Source organism: Gammaproteobacteria bacterium, from assembly GCA_021648145.1.
Lineage (GTDB): Bacteria > Pseudomonadota > Gammaproteobacteria > JAADGQ01 > JAADGQ01 > S141-38.
Map to the genome: position 1 here is coordinate 154876 of JAKITI010000002.1, position 14659 is coordinate 169534.

Below are 14659 nucleotides of genomic sequence, written 5' to 3' on the forward strand. Positions count from 1 at the left end.
ATAATTGGCATCATACATAATATCGGAGATGATTTAATGGCTTGGAATACACCGGGGGATTCCGGAAATAAAGACCCGTGGAGCGGCGGGGGTAATAAAAAAAATGGACAAGGTCCTCCCGATCTGGATGAGGTGGTTCGTCAGCTTCAGAATAAAGTGACTGATATTTTTGGTGGCAAAAAAAACAGTGGCAAAGATGGTGGTGGTCAAATGAATGGCCCAAGCCCTAAAGCTATTGGCTTGCTTGCACTCGTTGCACTCATTATCTGGGGATTGACCGGTATTTATATTGTTGATCCTGCTGAGCGTGGTGTAGTACTACGTTTTGGTCAGTATGTTGATACAACAATGCCTGGGCCACATTGGCATTTGCCTTACCCGATTGAAACAGTCACTAAAGTTGATGTGGATCAAGTGCGTACAATTGAAGTGGGATATCGTACCGCAGGTACAACAACAGCTGCAGTACCGCGTGAAGCATTGATGTTGACTGAGGATGAAAATATTGTTGATATTGAAGTTGCCATCCAATACAAAGTAAAAAGTGCGCAGGATTATCTCTTTAATGTACGTGACCCTGATCTTACGTTGGGGCAAGCGACAGAGAGTGCGATACGTGAAATAATTGGTAAGTCGACAATGGATTTCGTGTTGACAGAAGGGCGTAGTCAGGTTGCAGCAGATACTGAGGTATTGATTCAAATAATTCTGGATCGCTACCAAAGTGGCTTGATTGTGGTCAGTGTCAATATGCAAGATGCGCAGCCACCAGAGCAAGTGCAAGATGCTTTTCATGATGCGGTGAAAGCGCGTGAAGATGAACAGCGTTTGAAAAATATAGCTCAGGCATACTCTAATGATATTTTACCTAAAGCTCGAGGAAATGCTGCACGCCAGCTTGAAGAAGCTAACGCTTATAAAGCAAGAGTGGTTGCTGAGTCGGAAGGTCGAGTGGCTCGTTTTGACAGTGTTTTAGCTGAATATAAAAAAGCACCTAAAGTTACGCGTGAGCGTCTCTACCTTGATTCATTGGAGTCTGTGCTTGCGAATAGCAGTAAAGTGATGATTGATGTTAACGGTGGTAATAATCTAATGTATCTACCTCTGGATAAAATGATGGGTGGCAGTGGTGTAAGCTCATCATCGTTAGCTCCTGCAGCCGTGGGTTCTTTGTTGCAGTCAGCAGGGGAGCAAGGTCAAGCAAGCAATAACCGAAATAGAGAAGATTTCCGCAGTAGGGAGAGACAATAATGATTAAAGTGATAGGTGTTCTGATTGTTGTCGTTGGGCTCATTGCTTCATCCTGTGTGTTTACTGTTCAGCAATGGGAACTAGCTGTTAAATTTCAATTAGGGGAGATTGTTCGGACAGATTACGAGCCGGGTCTTCATTTTAAATTACCTTTTGTGAATAATATTCGTAAGTTTGATGGACGGGTACTGACGCTTGATGCGGAAGCTGAGCGTTACCTGACCAAAGAAAAGAAAAATGTGATCGTTGACTCTTATGTGAAGTGGCGCATTGCTGATGTTGCAAAATTTTATACAGCGCTGAGTGGTGATGAATCGCTCGCTCTGTCTCGATTGTCTCAGGTTGTTAAAAATGGTTTGCGTGATGAGTTTGGTAAACGCACCATTCAGGAGGTCATCTCGGGTGAACGACAAGCCATTATGGCATCCATTACAAAGCTCTCGAATATCGCTGCAGAAGATTTAGGTTTAAGTGTTGTCGATGTGCGTATTAAGCGTATTGATCTACCCAATGAAGTAAGCAAATCAGTTTACGATCGAATGGTCGCTGAGCGTTCAAGAGTTGCAAAAGATTTGCGTTCAAAAGGTGCAGAAGCGGCGATGCGAATTACAGCGGATGCGGATCGTCAACGGACGATTATTCTTGCCGAAGCCTATCGTGATGCCGAGCGTATTCGTGGTGAAGGTGATGCTAAATCGGCTGAAATTTATGCAAATTCATATAAAAAAGATGCTGAATTTTACTCTTTTTACCGGAGTTTGACTGCGTATGAAAAAACCTTCAATAGCAATCAAGACATTCTTGTGATTGAGCCTGATTCAGATTTTTTCAAATACTTTAATGATCCAAAGGGAAGTAAATAGCTAGCCAGCAATAAAACCATTGGGGCGCTCTAATGTGGAATGATTTGCTAGCCGCATTAGCGCTGGTGCTTGTCATCGAAGGATTACTTCCTTTTTTAGCCCCTGGTGGTTTACGGCAGACTTGGAAAAGAATGGCAGAGATGGATGACCGATCGCTTCGGATTTCCGGGTTTGTTTGTATGACGGTAGGTTTGATCATGCTGTATTTAGTGAGATAACCAGTAAAACGAGTCAAGACATGAATGAAGGTTTAAAGCCTGGTAGTGGGCGGTGGTTACTTCCAGAAGGTATTGAGGAGGTTTTGCCCTCTCAAGCTCGCTATCTGGAGAAGGTTCGTCAAGAGTTATTCCAGCTTTTTGATGGTTGGGGTTATGATTTGGTTATTCCTCCCTTAGTGGAGTTTCTGGACTCTTTGCTAGTGGGGACTGGCAATGATCTGGAGTTACAAACATTTAAGCTGACGGATCAAATAAGTGGTCGTCTGATGGGTGTTCGGGCTGATTTGACACCTCAAGTCGCACGGATTGAGGCACATCATCTTAAAAATCAAGGGCCAACCCGACTATGCTATATCGGTGAAGTACTACGTACACGTAGTGAGGGTTTTGGCAGGAACCGTAGCCCGTTACAGGTGGGTGCTGAGCTTTATGGGCACTCAGGTGTTGAGAGTGACTTTGAAGTATTGCAGCTTATGGTTGAGTCACTTTCAACCGCCGGAATCACAAATGCTCATGTAGACCTTGGGCATGTCACAATTTTTCGTCTATTAGCTGATGCTGCCGGTTTAAAAGAGTCACAAGAGAAAATTCTTTTTAGTGCGTTGCAGCGCAAAGCAAAACCTGAAATAAAAGAGTTTCTGGATCAAGTTGTTCTAGACAAGCAATTGCATCGAATGTTATCGGGTTTAGCTGATTTAAACGGCGCAGAGGATGTGTTGCTTGAAGCTCGGGAACTATTTGAAGACGCACCCGAAGGTGTGCTTAAGGCTTTGGATGAATTGCAGTGGTTGGCTGATGCGATGAAAGATCGCTATCCAGCACTTCCTCTCTATTTTGACCTGGCTGAACTCCGTGGCTATAAATATCAAACAGGGGTTGTTTTTGCCGCTTTTGTCCCAGGTCATGGGCAAGAAGTTGCGCGTGGTGGACGGTATGATGATATTGGACAGGCATTCGGGCGGGCGCGCCCAGCAACTGGATTTAGCATGGATTTGAAAACAGTGGTTGCTTTAACCGCCGCTTCTATCGAAAAGCAAACCAGTATTTTTGCCCCTTGTTCAAGTGACCCTGAATTGATGCGTTTGGTCAATCAGCTCCGCCAGCAGGGAGATCGTATTATTAATGAATTACCAGGTCAAAAAGTTGACTTTGTAGAGTCTGGTTGTGACCGGATTTTGGCAAATGAAAATGGCATCTGGAAAGTTTTAAAGCTACCTGAATCAATCAAAAAATAAAATGAATAAAAGTCTGATAATCGTAGGTACCCAATGGGGTGATGAAGGTAAAGGTAAAGTCGTAGATATGCTGACTGACCATGTGAGTGCTGTAGTGCGCTTTCAGGGTGGGCATAATGCGGGTCACACTTTAGTGATTGATGGGGAGAAGACCGTACTGCACCTGATTCCATCAGGTATTTTACGTGAGAATGTGAAATGTTTAATCGGTAATGGTGTTGTGCTTTCGCCATCCGCTCTGTTTGAAGAGTTAGATATGCTTGAGTCGCGCGGTGTACCCGCACGTGAACGTTTACATATCAGTACATCTTGCCCTTTGATACTGCCTTACCACGTATCACTTGATCAGGCGCGAGAAGTGGCGCGGGGCAAGGCAGCGATCGGTACAACCGGTCGTGGCATTGGGCCTGCTTATGAAGATAAAGTTGCACGTAGAGGGCTCAGGCTTGGTGACCTTTTTAATGCAGATACGTTTGCAGTAAAACTGAAAGAAGTGCTTGAATATCATAATTTTTCGCTAAAACACTACTACAAAGCAAGTGAGCTGGATTATCAACAACAGTTAGATGAAGCGCTGAGCTTTGCGGATCAATTAGAAGCTTTGGCAGCAGATATTCCTGAAATTATCCACCAGATTCGCGTCGAAAAAGGCAGCCTGTTATTTGAAGGCGCGCAGGGTAGTTTGCTAGATATTGATCATGGCACATACCCTTTTGTAACTTCGTCAAACACAACAGCAGGCTGTGCAGCGACAGGCGCAGGGGTTGGGCCAACTTCTCTGGATTATGTGTTAGGAATTACCAAAGCCTATACTACTCGTGTGGGTGCGGGTCCGTTCCCAACGGAGTTGGTCAATGATGTAGGTGAGTATTTAGCTAAAAAAGGCCACGAATTCGGTGCAACAACAGGTCGTGCGCGGCGTTGTGGCTGGCTGGATGCGGTTGCACTGCGTCGAGCGAACCAAATTAATGGCGTCACAGGAATGTGCATTACTAAGCTGGATGTGATGGATGGGCTTGATACAGTTCGGATTTGTGTTGGCTATCGTTACAACGGTGTTGAGACTCAAATATTGCCTCAGGATGTCGAGACTTTTGAACAGTGTGAACCTGTTTACGAAGAGATGGCTGGCTGGAGTGAATCAACTGTAGGTGTGCGTGACTATGATTTACTGCCTGCCGCAGCGCGTGCCTATTTGAAACGTATTGAACAAATTGTTGAAACACCTATAGATATTATTTCAACTGGCCCTGATCGCAAAGATACTATTATTTTAAACCACCCTTTTAAAGTTTAATTTACTTTGCAGAGCCAATCACTAAATAGCCTGTCTGAACAGGTGGGTCATGCTTTGAAGGTACGTGGTATGTTACTCGCGACTGCAGAGTCTTGCTCTGGTGGCTGGATTGCTCAGACAGTCACCGCTATTTCTGGAAGTTCCGCTTGGTTTGACCGTGGTTTTATCACCTATTCTAATGCATCAAAACTCGAAATGTTGGGCGTAAAGCAATCGACACTTCAGCAATTTGGTGCAGTGAGTGAAGAGGTGGTGCGTGAAATGGCTGAAGGTGCTCTGCAAAATAGTGCAGCTCAATTCAGTGTTGCTGTCAGCGGAATTGCTGGGCCAACAGGAGCCACTGATGGAAAACTTGTCGGTACGGTTTGCTTTGCCTGGGCTCTAAAAAATTCATCAGTAAAAACAGAGCAACATCTGTTTTCAGGTGACCGTGAATCCGTGCGCTACCAAACGGTGGTTATGGCATTGAAAGGTGTTGTGGATATTTTAAAGGTGGTTGAGCGCCTAGGTTAGGCGCTTGAGCACTTTCGTGGGATAATCGCTGAAATTTTAACGAAATGATGAAGTTCATCAAATAATTCAGGCTTGAGGAATACTATGGACGACGCTAAACAAAAAGCGCTCAATATGGCGCTAAGTCAAATTGATCGCCAGTTCGGTAAAGGCTCTGTCATGCGCATGGGTGATGCTAAAGTGACTGATATTGAAGCTGTTTCCACAGGTTCGTTAGGTCTTGATATTGCCCTGGGTATCGGTGGTTTGCCGCGTGGTCGTATTGTTGAAATCTATGGACCTGAATCATCAGGTAAAACAACGTTGACATTGCAGGTGATCGCAGAAGCACAGCGAGCAGGTGGAACGGCTGCATTTGTTGATGCAGAGCATGCGCTGGATCCTTTGTATGCTAAAAAAATTGGTGTGAATGTTGATGATCTGCTGATTTCACAACCTGATACAGGTGAGCAAGCATTAGAAATTACCGATATGTTGGTGCGCTCGAGTGCTGTGGATATTATTGTTATCGACTCCGTAGCGGCGTTGACACCTAAAGCAGAGATTGAAGGTGATATGGGTGACTCCCATATGGGCTTGCAAGCACGTTTGATGTCTCAAGCACTGCGTAAACTCACTGCGAATATTAAACGTTCAAATACATTAGTTATTTTTATTAACCAGCTTCGTATGAAAATTGGCGTGATGTTTGGAAATCCTGAAACAACAACGGGTGGAAATGCACTTAAATTTTATGCCTCGGTTCGTTTGGATATTCGTCGCACGGGTGCGATCAAAAAGGGCGATGAAATCATAGGTAATGAGACTCGTGTAAAAGTGCTCAAAAACAAAGTTGCCCCACCATTTAAACAAGCTGAATTTGATATTCTTTATGGTGAAGGTATCTCACGTGAGAGTGAAATTGTTGGTTTAGGGGTCAAACACGATTTTATCGATAAGTCAGGTGCCTGGTATAGTTACAATGGCGAAAAAATTGGCCAGGGCAAAGAAAATGTACGAACTTACTTAAAAGAACACCCAGAAATTGCTCAGGAAATTGAAGGTAAAATTCGTGAATTATTACTGCCAAAACCGGGCGATTCAATTGTAAGTAAGGATGAGTCATAAGGAAAACAGTCAGCGTCAAAATATACGCCGTGTTGCAATAGATCTATTATCTCGGCGTGAACACTCATTGTTTGAGTTGAAACGAAAATTAGTGAGCCGTAGTTTTGATGTATCAGAGATTAGTGAGGTGTTGGCAGAACTTCGAGATGAAGGTTTGCAAAGCGATGCGCGCTTTAGTGAAGCTTATGTTTACTCCAGAACTCAAAAAGGCTATGGCCCATTAAGTATTAGGGCTGATTTAAAGCAGCGTGGAATTGACGATGTATTACTCGAAGAGTTTTTAGACCTTCAATCTTCAGGGTGGAATCAACGAGTGATTGATGCTCAAAAAAAGCGTTTTGGCAGTATACCCCCTGAAAATTACAAAGATTACGCGAAACAAGTGCGCTTTTTACAATATCGTGGTTTTACTGCGGATCAAATAAAAAAAGCGCTTGGTGAGATTGATTTATAATAAATAGTGAAAACATGAAAACCAGTGCAGAGCTACGTACAGCATTTCTGAATTTTTTCAATAAACATGGCCATGAAATTGTGCCCAGTGCCCCATTGGTTCCTGGCAATGATGCAACTTTGTTGTTTACTAATGCTGGAATGGTGCAGTTCAAAGAGATATTTTTAGGCCAGGAGTCATCAAGCTATAAACGAGCAACAACATCTCAACGTTGCGTTCGTGCGGGTGGCAAACATAATGACCTGGAAAATGTAGGTTATACAGCACGCCATCATACCTTTTTTGAGATGTTGGGTAACTTTAGCTTTGGTGATTATTTTAAGCATGAAGCCATTCAATATGCGTGGCAATTTTTAACTGAAGAACTCAAAATTCCTGCTGAAAAGTTATGGGTCACGGTTTTTGATGAAGATGATGAAGCTGCAGATATCTGGTTAAAAGAGATCGGTGTTGATCCGCAGCGTCTGACACGTATTGGCGCAAAAGATAACTTTTGGTCGATGGGTGATACCGGACCATGCGGCCCTTGCTCAGAAATATTTTATGATCATGGCTCTACTGTTGCGGGTGGCCCACCCGGCTCGTCTGAAGAGGATGGCGACCGCTTTGTAGAGATCTGGAATCTGGTTTTCATGCAATATGATCGTGCGCAGGATGGAACGCTGACTCCACTGCCTAAACCTTCGGTGGATACAGGGATGGGTCTGGAGCGGCTGGCTGCGGTCATGCAGGAAGTTCACAGTAATTATGAAACGGATCTTTTTCAATATTTGATTCGTGTTGTTGCAAAAATGGCAGGCACAGATAATTTGCAGCAAAGTTCACTTCGAGTGGTTGCCGACCATATCCGTGCTTGCTCTTTCCTGGTTGTTGACGGCGTGATTCCATCCAATGAAGGTCGCGGTTATGTGCTCAGGCGTATTATTCGTCGTGCGGCAAGGCATGGTCATCAACTGGGGATTAATGGCCTTTTTTTTCACCAATTGGTTCGCTCTGTTGTGGATGTTATGGGCGATGCTTATCCTGAACTGGTTAAAGCACAAGCACAGGTTGAACGTGTTTTAAAAATGGAAGAGGAGCGCTTTGCTGAAACATTGGAGCAGGGTCTGAAACATCTGGAAAGTGATATTGCTTCACTCGGTGATAAAAAAGTCATTTCTGGAGAGAGTGTTTTCCGCCTCTATGATACTTACGGTTTTCCCGTCGATCTAACCGCAGACTTTGCGCGTGAACGTGGTTTGACGATTGATATGGATGCTTTCGACCAGGCCATGACAGCACAACGTGAACGTGCGCGCGCAGGCGGACACTTCGGAGTGGACTATTCGCACCGTATTAAGGTCGATGTTGCCACTGAATTTACGGGTTATGACCGCTTAGAAGATGAATCAGAGGTTGTTGCATTATACCAAAATGGTGAACTTGTTGAACAACTTAATACGGGTGAATCAGGCGATATTATCTTGAAAAACACTCCCTTCTATGGCGAGTCTGGAGGGCAAGCGGGTGAGTCAGGGCAGCTGATTGGTGAACATGTAGTTTTTGACGTAAAAGATACGCAAAAACAAGGAGCCCATACCTATATTCATCATGGCATAGCGTGTGATGGCGTGTTGCGAAAAGGGGATCCAATAAAAGCGGTTGTTAATTCGGAGCAACGTCAGGCTTCCGCACTTAACCATACTGCAACTCACTTGTTACATGCAGCGCTTCGTCAAGTATTGGGTGAGCATGTCGCACAAAAAGGATCATTGGTTGATTCAAATCGTTTACGCTTTGATTTTTCTCATTTTGAAGCCGTCACAAATGAGCAGTTGCAAACCATTGAAACACTGGTTAATGCGCAGGTTCGTAACAATGATGCGGTGGTGACGGATGAAATGTCACCGGATGAAGCTGTAGCCAAAGGTGCTATGGCACTCTTTGGCGAAAAATATGGTAATTTAGTGCGTGTGGTTGGCGTGGGTGGCTTTTCTATTGAGCTATGTGGCGGTATTCATGTCAAACGTGCTGGAGAAATCGGGTTATTTAAAATCACTATGGAAACTGGAATTGCAGCGGGTGTGCGACGGATTGAAGCAGTGACAGGAGTGACCGCATTAAACTGGATTCAGAAAAATGATTTTTGTTTGACGGTTGTTTCTGAAATGCTCAAAACAGGTCGAGATGAAGTAAAAGATAAAGTCAAACAGCTTCAAGAGCGTGTACGCAAGTTTGAAAAAGAGATTGAACAACTCAAAGGCAAGCTGGCCAGTAGTCAGGGTGATGAGTTATCTAACCTTGCTGAAGATGTGCAAGGTATAAAAGTATTGAGTGTTTGTCTGGACGGTGCTGATGTGAAAACTTTACGTTCAACGCTTGATCAATTAAAAAATAAGCTCGGGTCTTCAGTGATTGTTCTTGCTACAAAAACAGACTCTAAAGTGAGCATTGTTGCTGGCGTGAGCAAAGATAATACGGATCGTTTAAAAGCAGGTGAGGTCGTTAATATGGTGGCGCAGCAGGTGGGTGGCAAAGGCGGTGGCCGACCTGATATGGCACAAGCAGGAGGTAATAACCCTGCGGCATTGGATGGTGCATTGGCCTCTGTGCTTCCATGGGTGAAAGAGCGCCTTTCATCATGAGTTTGATTGTACAAAAATATGGCGGAACTTCTTTAGGAAGTGCTGAGCGAATTGCTCATGTGGCTAAAAAAGTCGCTGCGGAGCGTCAAAAAGGTCATCGTGTCGTGGTTGTTGTGTCTGCCATGAGTGGTGAAACAAATCGCTTGATGGCTTTGGCTCACTCTGTTAATCCAGAGCCAAACGTTCGTGAGCTGGATACACTGCTCTCAACAGGTGAGCAAGTGACCATCGCGCTGTTAAGTCTGGCATTGGAAAATATCGGTTGTCCCGCTAAGTCATACACAGGTGGTCAGGTCTGTATTCAAACAGACAGTCAGCATACCAAGGCGCGCATTCAAGATATTAATGTATCAAAGATGCAGGATGATATCTCGGCAGGGCGAGTGGTTGTGGTCGCTGGCTTTCAAGGCGTAGATGAAAATGGCAACATTACAACACTGGGGCGTGGGGGGTCTGATACCACGGCTGTGGCTTTGGCTTATGCTTTAAAAGCAGACGAATGCCAGATTTATACAGATGTTGATGGTGTTTATACGACAGACCCTAGAGTGGTTCCCGAAGCACGTAAGTTGAATCAGCTCACTTATGAAGAGATGCTGGAAATGTCCAGTTTAGGTGCGAAGGTTCTACAAATACGTTCAGTTGAATTTGCCAGCAAATACAGTGTTCCGTTAAGGGTGCTCTCTTCGTTCGAAGAAGGTGAGGGGACTTTGATTACCAAAGAGGATAAAAGTGTGGAACAGGCATTAATATCAGGTATTGCATTTAATCGAGATGAGGCTAAATTGACTATTCTGGGTGTGCCTGATCGGCCTGGCGTGGCTCACTATATTCTAGGCCCCGTTGCGAAAGCTGGCGTTGAAGTCGATATGATTGTCCAGAACATCGCAGAAGATACGACAACCGACTTTACTTTTACCGTACACAGAAATGATTACAAACGAGCTTTTGATGTCTTGAACTCGACTGCGAAAGAGCTGGGCGCAAGAGAAGTTAAAGGAGATGACAAAATTGTAAAAATTTCACTTGTGGGTGTCGGCATGCGTTCGCATGCAGGCATTGCCAGCACGATGTTTGAAGCATTGGCTAACGATGGAATTAATATCCTAATGATTTCGACATCAGAAATTAAAATATCAGTCGTCGTTGATGAAAAATATCTAGAGCTTGGGGTTCGAGCGTTACATTCAGCTTTCGATCTTTGAATCTTTCATTTAATATATTGACAAGCTCCTAGTAAAAAAGGTCAAAAATATTTATATTGAGCCGTTATAGTAGTTCTGTAGTTGTATGGAAAGTTTGTACAATCAAAGAATAATCGTAATGGCCTTCTTTTTTTGTGATCGGACTACAGTTTTTTATATTTTGGCCGATATAAGGTGCAGCGGTCTAAGCTGACTCTTATTTTATTAGCTTATGGCGCTTTAACTATAAAGTTTTTTAGAGCAAGGAGAAAAAATATGCTTATTCTTACTCGACGCGTCGGTGAAACGTTGATGATTGGTGACGATGTTACCGTGACCGTTCTGGGTGTTAAAGGTAATCAGGTTCGCATTGGGGTTAATGCTCCAAAAGAGATCAGCGTGCATCGCGAAGAGATTTATGAACGCATTCAAAAAGAAAAGCAGCTAAAAGAAGGACAGCTAAAAGAAGGACAGCTAAAAGAAGGACAGCTAAAAGAAGGACAGCTAAAAGAAGAGGGGTAGACACATATTTTTAGGGTACGCTGAATAGTTATAAAAATTTATTAAAAATAATTTTGCGTACTCAAACTATATTAGGTATTCTGTCACCGCTTTTGATTCAGCGGCTCTGAATAGCTGATCAAAGTGATATTTTAACAAACGGAGAGATGGCCGAGAGGCTGAAGGCGCTCCCCTGCTAAGGGAGTATGGGGTTTATAGCCTCATCGAGGGTTCGAATCCCTCTCTCTCCGCCATAAGCGAGTTTAATAAAGTCTATAGATATAAAAAAGCCACAATCCTTTGGAGTGTGGCTTTTTTTATATCCAAGGGTTTCTTAATAAGCAACCAAGTAACAGTTGTTTACCCCTATATCTGGTGGCAACACATCAAATTTTAGCACCCTTTCCGGAAACATTGCCCACTTTGAACATATGCAGCATAGATAGCTATACTTGATTAACAATGCCTAGAGATTATCCCCCATTTGAAAAATATTTAAACTCGCTTGAAGAGGTTGCGGAAGCTGAGTTGCTAACGGAGCTTTATGTGCCAATAAATTAAAATTAGTTCCTTAGGAACTGTTGTTGGACAAGGCTTATTTGGAAAAAAAACCGGATTGCTAGGATAGGAGGGAGCAATCCGGTTCTGGGAATAATTCACGGCGCTTTAAGAGGGAGGGGGGATAAGCACCGCTACTTTAACCCAGATGTTTATGTTATCGGCGGTTATGGGCGAAAGTTGTGTGAGTCAATCTACATATTTCATGAAGACACTGTAAGGTTTTGTTTTTAAGAAAAATATTTTTTGTATGATTTTATGCACCTTTCAGTATTGTTGGTAATAGTTGATATGATGTATTGTATATAGCTAGCTCTACTATCAAGCCACAGCCAGTTATAAAAATTTGACGGAAAATATGATCACTGCTGGAGTGCGCTGGGAGATCTAATCAATGTTTATAATAGGATTGGGCAAGCTGGGGAAGTGTCTTGCCAAACAAGCCTTGGCTTCAGGTGTGCAGGTGTCGGCACTGGTGCGACATGTGAGCGAATGTATTGGTGTCACAATGATACTAGGTGATCTCGATTACCCAGAAACGTTAGTCGGACTGCCCTTAAAAAATAGAGAGCTCTACTATTTCGCTCCTCCCCCTAATGGTGGTGTATGTGATACACGAATGCGTCATTGGTTGGTGAGTCTGGTGTCTGATAATTTTCCTGAAAAAATTGTTTATATCAGCACGACGGGTGTATACGGAGATTGTCAGGGGCGGTGGGTGAATGAAGAAGTTTCTCCAAAGCCTGGTACAGATCGGAGCCGACGCCGTCTGGATGCAGAGAATATGCTGCGTCAATGGGGCGTGAAAAATAGAGTGCCAGTCGTTGTATTGCGTGTGTCGGGTATTTATGGCGTGAATCGTCTGCCCGTTGAGTCACTTCGTAAGGGTCGTCCTGTTGTACGTTCCGAAGAAGCACCTTTTTCCAACCGTATTCATGAAGATGACCTGCTTCAGGTTTGTCTGGTAGCAATGAAGTACGGGCGGACTGGAGCAATTTATAACGTTTCAGATGGCCAGCAAACAACGATGACAGATTATTTTTTTGCTGTTGCCGATGCATTGGGTCTACCTCGTCCACCTGAGGTGAGTCATTGTGATGCAGAGTCACAATTTTCCCCGGCAATGCGCTCTTATCTGCAAGAATCACGGAGAATTGATAACCGAAAAATGATCCATGAATTAAAGATTATACTGCGTTATCCTGACTTGGTTCATGGGTTAGCTTGTTTTGATTGAGCATGATCATGTGGCCTTACTCTCAAAAATAGCCTTTTACCAACTGAATTTATTGCAAAAAGTAAAAGCCTGGGTATATCCTTGTTCCTTTATATCAGAAGTGTTTTAAGTGAGAGTGTGATGAAAAATAACGCTATATTATCATTGTTATTTATTCCTGCCATTTTAGTGTTAAGCGCTTGTGGCAGTGAAGATCAGGCAGTAGAAGGTCAGAGCAAACCTGTTGCCGTGCAGTATCTGCCAAAGAAAAACAGTATTGTAATCCCTAAATCACTGTTAGGTTATCAGGAAGAATCCTCAGAGAGAACATTTCGTGCCATTGATAGTGGTGGTGAAGCAGATTCCGCTTTTGCCAAGGTCAATAATCGTGTGACCGAAGCGGAAATAATTCGTTTGGGCCATCAAGTGCCACTTTTAATGCTGGATGCAGTCTGGTATGAAATAGAGTCACAGTGCAAGAGTGTCGTAGCTGAAACAGCCTGTACGATACCTCAAGGGACGATTGCATTGCAGTTAACGGATGACATTATTGCGGCCGAAAAAGTGGCTGTAGAAAAAATAGATACGATTAATAACAAACAACAGAGTGGGATGTTTGGAGTAAATGAAACTGATGAAATCATCCAGCTACCGACCACTCCAGGTGAAAGTATTGAGCTAGGAACGATCGTCTACACTGCTTTTTCAGCGGAGAGTGAGTTTCAGTATGAAGTCTCGCTGGATCTCTCTGAAATGGAAAAAATGAGTGGGTTGGTCAGTGATGATGCGACAATTTTTTTGCTTAAATGGGCCGCCAATAAACGCAGTGTCGTCTCTTCATATGCTTTTGAAAATAGTGATACAGACTTCATTTATACCTATAGCTATCTTGATGATGGCAATGATGAGTTGGTGGAAATTAAATATAGTAACTCTGATAATGTGACTGAAAAAATATCGAATACAGAGACAGAAACTATTACATTGAAGGCTCTTGATGACTCAAACAATACGGCGTTGATCGGGTTTGAAGGACGATATAGTAGTGCACGGGGTCTACAATCTTTTTCTGCTGTGGGTCAGGCAAATAATGATTCGGGCTCTTTACAGGCTGATTTTTCTTCTGACTATGGTTCTGAAGGGGAAGCCGAATTAATCAGTTACAGTAAGAGGGAGACTTTTGCTAATAATAAGGGTGTTATTAATAGCAAGGTATGCGAAGCAAACTGTGCTAATGAGAGTGCATGGAAATCTGCCAAAGGAGGCGATTCAACAAATTCATCGGGTAATACAAATACGATCAATGGTGATAAAAATGAGGTCACTATTACTGAAACAGTGACTGAATCACCTCTTATAAATATTTTTGTTTCAGGGTTAGATGACGGCTCTTATATCATCGCATCCGATGGGTTTGATGGAAGTATTGAAAATAAGCTGGGGTACGGTTGGGTGGCGGAAGGTATTGCTGAATTCTTATATTGGGGCAGTGAAGCCGAAATTGAGAGCGCCAAGATTTATACAACTGAGCTTGTTATTGATGGGGCGGAGTATCGCTTTACTTATGTTGAGGTCAGTACGGCTCAAATCGCCATGGCTGAAGGTGCTCTTTAGTATTCCGTGCTCGTTCCTTACTGG

Annotated in this window: 13 protein-coding genes and 1 tRNA gene; all 14 read left to right on the forward strand. The window is 43.4% G+C overall.

Features of this window, described 5'->3' with window-relative positions:
• The first annotated feature begins 36 nt into the window (after positions 1-36).
• On the forward strand, positions 37-1251 hold the full coding sequence (gene hflK / locus L3J70_01905) for an FtsH protease activity modulator HflK (GenBank protein ID MCF6235124.1): 1215 nt from the start codon (positions 37-39) through the stop codon (positions 1249-1251).
• Positions 1251-2114, forward strand: a complete 864-nt coding sequence (gene hflC / locus L3J70_01910) for a protease modulator HflC (protein ID MCF6235125.1) — start codon at positions 1251-1253, stop codon at positions 2112-2114. The genes hflK and hflC overlap by 1 nt, the downstream gene beginning before the upstream one ends.
• 32 nt (positions 2115-2146) lie before the next feature.
• On the forward strand, positions 2147-2332 hold the full coding sequence (locus L3J70_01915) for a DUF2065 domain-containing protein (protein ID MCF6235126.1): 186 nt from the start codon (positions 2147-2149) through the stop codon (positions 2330-2332).
• Positions 2333-2352: 20 nt separating this feature from the next.
• Entirely contained in the window at positions 2353-3567 is a 1215-nt protein-coding gene (locus L3J70_01920) for an ATP phosphoribosyltransferase regulatory subunit (protein MCF6235127.1), read from the forward strand.
• A 1-nt stretch (position 3568) separates the two neighbouring features.
• Entirely contained in the window at positions 3569-4864 is a 1296-nt protein-coding gene (locus L3J70_01925; protein ID MCF6235128.1) for an adenylosuccinate synthase, read from the forward strand.
• A gap of 69 nt (positions 4865-4933) precedes the next feature.
• On the forward strand, positions 4934-5377 hold the full coding sequence (locus tag L3J70_01930; protein ID MCF6235129.1) for a CinA family protein: 444 nt from the start codon (positions 4934-4936) through the stop codon (positions 5375-5377).
• Positions 5378-5461: 84 nt separating this feature from the next.
• Positions 5462-6484, forward strand: coding sequence for a recombinase RecA (gene recA, locus L3J70_01935; GenBank protein ID MCF6235130.1), 1023 nt, complete (start codon positions 5462-5464; stop codon positions 6482-6484).
• Positions 6474-6938 (forward strand): recombination regulator RecX, encoded by a 465-nt coding sequence (locus L3J70_01940; GenBank protein MCF6235131.1) that lies wholly within the window; start codon positions 6474-6476, stop codon positions 6936-6938. The genes recA and L3J70_01940 overlap by 11 nt, the downstream gene beginning before the upstream one ends.
• Before the next feature lie 14 nt (positions 6939-6952).
• Positions 6953-9562, forward strand: coding sequence for an alanine--tRNA ligase (alaS, locus tag L3J70_01945; GenBank protein ID MCF6235132.1), 2610 nt, complete (start codon positions 6953-6955; stop codon positions 9560-9562).
• Positions 9559-10767 (forward strand): aspartate kinase, encoded by a 1209-nt coding sequence (locus tag L3J70_01950; GenBank protein ID MCF6235133.1) that lies wholly within the window; start codon positions 9559-9561, stop codon positions 10765-10767. The genes alaS and L3J70_01950 overlap by 4 nt, the downstream gene beginning before the upstream one ends.
• A gap of 255 nt (positions 10768-11022) precedes the next feature.
• Complete coding sequence (gene csrA / locus L3J70_01955) at positions 11023-11268, forward strand: carbon storage regulator CsrA (protein MCF6235134.1); 246 nt, start codon at positions 11023-11025, stop codon at positions 11266-11268.
• Between the two features lie 140 nt (positions 11269-11408).
• A tRNA-Ser gene (locus L3J70_01960) sits at positions 11409-11501 on the forward strand.
• A 698-nt stretch (positions 11502-12199) separates the two neighbouring features.
• Entirely contained in the window at positions 12200-13042 is an 843-nt protein-coding gene (locus tag L3J70_01965; GenBank protein ID MCF6235135.1) for an SDR family oxidoreductase, read from the forward strand.
• A 120-nt stretch (positions 13043-13162) separates the two neighbouring features.
• Positions 13163-14635: a hypothetical protein gene (locus L3J70_01970; GenBank protein ID MCF6235136.1), complete on the forward strand. Its 1473-nt coding sequence runs from the start codon at positions 13163-13165 to the stop codon at positions 14633-14635.
• Positions 14636-14659 lie beyond the last annotated feature (24 nt).

Bases quoted from the DNA above. Each gene is read 5' to 3' on its own strand.
- recA (MCF6235130.1), top strand. From the start codon at position 5,462: ATGGACGACGCTAAACAAAAAGCGCTCAATATGGCGCTAAGTCAAATT.
- alaS (MCF6235132.1), top strand. From the start codon at position 6,953: ATGAAAACCAGTGCAGAGCTACGTACAGCATTTCTGAATTTTTTCAAT.
- L3J70_01970 (MCF6235136.1), top strand. From the start codon at position 13,163: ATGAAAAATAACGCTATATTATCATTGTTATTTATTCCTGCCATTTTA.
- hflK (MCF6235124.1), top strand. From the start codon at position 37: ATGGCTTGGAATACACCGGGGGATTCCGGAAATAAAGACCCGTGGAGC.
- L3J70_01915 (MCF6235126.1), top strand. From the start codon at position 2,147: ATGTGGAATGATTTGCTAGCCGCATTAGCGCTGGTGCTTGTCATCGAA.
- L3J70_01950 (MCF6235133.1), top strand. From the start codon at position 9,559: ATGAGTTTGATTGTACAAAAATATGGCGGAACTTCTTTAGGAAGTGCT.
- csrA (MCF6235134.1), top strand. From the start codon at position 11,023: ATGCTTATTCTTACTCGACGCGTCGGTGAAACGTTGATGATTGGTGAC.
- hflC (MCF6235125.1), top strand. From the start codon at position 1,251: ATGATTAAAGTGATAGGTGTTCTGATTGTTGTCGTTGGGCTCATTGCT.
- L3J70_01920 (MCF6235127.1), top strand. From the start codon at position 2,353: ATGAATGAAGGTTTAAAGCCTGGTAGTGGGCGGTGGTTACTTCCAGAA.
- L3J70_01925 (MCF6235128.1), top strand. From the start codon at position 3,569: ATGAATAAAAGTCTGATAATCGTAGGTACCCAATGGGGTGATGAAGGT.
- L3J70_01965 (MCF6235135.1), top strand. From the start codon at position 12,200: ATGTTTATAATAGGATTGGGCAAGCTGGGGAAGTGTCTTGCCAAACAA.
- L3J70_01930 (MCF6235129.1), top strand. From the start codon at position 4,934: ATGTTACTCGCGACTGCAGAGTCTTGCTCTGGTGGCTGGATTGCTCAG.
- L3J70_01940 (MCF6235131.1), top strand. From the start codon at position 6,474: ATGAGTCATAAGGAAAACAGTCAGCGTCAAAATATACGCCGTGTTGCA.